Origin of the sequence: Myceligenerans indicum, assembly GCF_016742955.1 — a bacterium.
GTDB lineage: Bacteria > Actinomycetota > Actinomycetes > Actinomycetales > Cellulomonadaceae > Myceligenerans > Myceligenerans indicum.
In genome coordinates, this window is sequence record NZ_JABBYC010000116.1 from 1 (window position 1) to 1,976 (window position 1,976).

Below are 1,976 nucleotides of genomic sequence, written 5' to 3' on the forward strand. Positions count from 1 at the left end.
GCGGTCATCGTGATGCTCCGTTCGAGAGTGCTGTGAGAGGTTCACTCGAAGGATCACGCGGTGACCGCGTTCCGTCTCGCCGAGACGATCACGCCGACCGCGTTACACCACTATCAGGGACGCAACTGCCCAGATGTTTTTGCGGTCCTCAGCCTGCTCGGACCCACATCGCTCACGCCTGGTCGGCTGCGCCGCTCGACGGTATGTGGGACCGTCAAATTCAAGCCAACCACACTGTCTAGCTCACACCCGTCGCCGGCGCCCGTCATACGTCGTGAGGGCGTGCTCGGGAAGGGATGCAACTGGCCCGATACGCCAGCTGGAGCTGGCGCCCGCCCAAGACACCGTCCGTCAGGCCGAGTCCAGCCTGTCCAGGAGGACGTCGAGCGACTCGGCCGGGTCTGTCTGAGTAACGGCTCTGTCGCACTATCGGACAGACCCAACCCGGGGCGGTTCGGATCGGGCATGATACTCCGATGGGGCAGGAGATCCTGGAATGGCTCGAAGGGTCCTGGTGGGGCGGAGCCGGAGTGCTTGTCTCAATCCTGGTTACCATCGCCGCGGCCTGGTATTGGGGTACAGCCACGGCACGCCTGTGGATCAGCTGGGGGCCTTCACGCGAGTGCGACGACCTCGACCACTGGGCCTTCGATGACGCTCAACCTGAACAGCGTGTCTTCGAGATAACGCTGCACAACGTCGGGCGGGTGGACATCACCGGCGACCACTTCATCGGCTCGGCTCCAATGGTGCTCCAGTCCCAGTGGGCCGAAGCGCTCGGGGTGCCTCTGCGCAAGGGCATCCCCGATCTCGAAGGGCTGGGGTTGACTCGCAGCGCGGAACTAGATTCCGAGCCAGAACCGAAGAGCCAGCCCCTCCTGGTCCGGGTCATGCAGGTGCTGCGGTCCGAGTCGGAAGCTGAGCGCCGGGACAGGAAGGCGCCCAGCGGCGCGCTGCTTGTCTATCCACGGTTGATCAAGGCGGGTGCGAAGATCACCCTTCACGTGCAGTGGAGTCGCAACCCCCACAAGATTACGGCCAGCGACTTGCAGAACGCCCGAGTGGCGGTTCGAGAAGCCCGATGGCTCTCGCGCGCGGCTGCAAAGACAGCCGTACTGGCGATCCTTTTCGTCGGTGGGTCCACGCTCCTGGCCGGCATCGTTGAGGACCTTCCGGTGACCTATGCCGCCGCTATGATCAGCTTGGCGCTGGTATGGAAGACCATCGCTGACGCAATCGATGGCTTTCCCCGCTCACCGTACGAGCGCGCAGGCCTGCGCACGGCCCTACGACGCAGACCCTGGCAGACGTTGCGCGAACTTGGCTCTTGGCGCACGTTCGGCCCTGACGGCAGTCGCCAACACATTCGAGCCGTCGAGCGCGGCTAGCTTGCTGGTGACGGGGCCTCACCCCGTTTGGTGGACACGCTGATACTGGATGCCTGATCCAGAGAAGCGAGTTCTGTAACCGATGGCAATGAAGAACTACCCCGAGGAGTTCAAGGCCGATGCTGTGGCCTTGTACGAGTCGACTCCCGGGGCCACGATCAAGGGCATCGCCCAGGACCTGGGCGTCTCGCGCGAGACGCTGCGGCTGTGGGTGCGCCGGGCTGCTGAGAAGCGCGGCCAGCTGGCTGTGACCGGCCGGGCGGGGCCCGAGGTGACGGAGCCGGCCGCCTCGCCGGTGCGGTCTGGTGGCCGGGTCGGTCAGCTTGAGGCGCGGGTGGCGGAGTTGGAGGCCACCAACCGGCGTTTGGAGGCCGAGAAGCGGACGCTCGCGACTGAGCGGGAGATCCTGCGCAAGGCCGCGAAGTATTTCGCGGGAGAGACGACCTGGTGAGCCGTCCAGTGGGCGTGTCAAATACCTCGTGTAAGGCTGTGGGCCTGATCGAGATGGAGTGTGCTGGACGAGATGACGATGGAAGATGTGGAGCTGACGGGTTCGGGGACGGATGCGACCTCGGCTCTGGCGGCCGA

Annotated in this window: 2 protein-coding genes; both read left to right on the top strand. The window is 65.0% G+C overall.

The genetic code is table 11. The annotated features are described in order from the left end of the window. Positions 1-476: 476 nt before the first annotated feature. Positions 477-1,388, top strand: coding sequence for a hypothetical protein (locus tag HGK34_RS22130; protein WP_201851572.1), 912 nt, complete (start codon positions 477-479; stop codon positions 1,386-1,388). A gap of 82 nt (positions 1,389-1,470) precedes the next feature. Next, positions 1,471-1,839: a transposase gene (locus HGK34_RS22135; RefSeq protein ID WP_372433178.1), complete on the top strand. Its 369-nt coding sequence runs from the start codon at positions 1,471-1,473 to the stop codon at positions 1,837-1,839. Positions 1,840-1,976: the final 137 nt, after the last annotated feature.

What these genes read in the sequence shown, in the direction of transcription:
- HGK34_RS22130 (WP_201851572.1), top strand. Translation starts at nt 477, where the DNA reads ATGGGGCAGGAGATCCTGGAATGGCTCGAAGGGTCCTGGTGGGGCGGA.
- HGK34_RS22135 (WP_372433178.1), top strand. Translation starts at nt 1,471, where the DNA reads ATGGCAATGAAGAACTACCCCGAGGAGTTCAAGGCCGATGCTGTGGCC.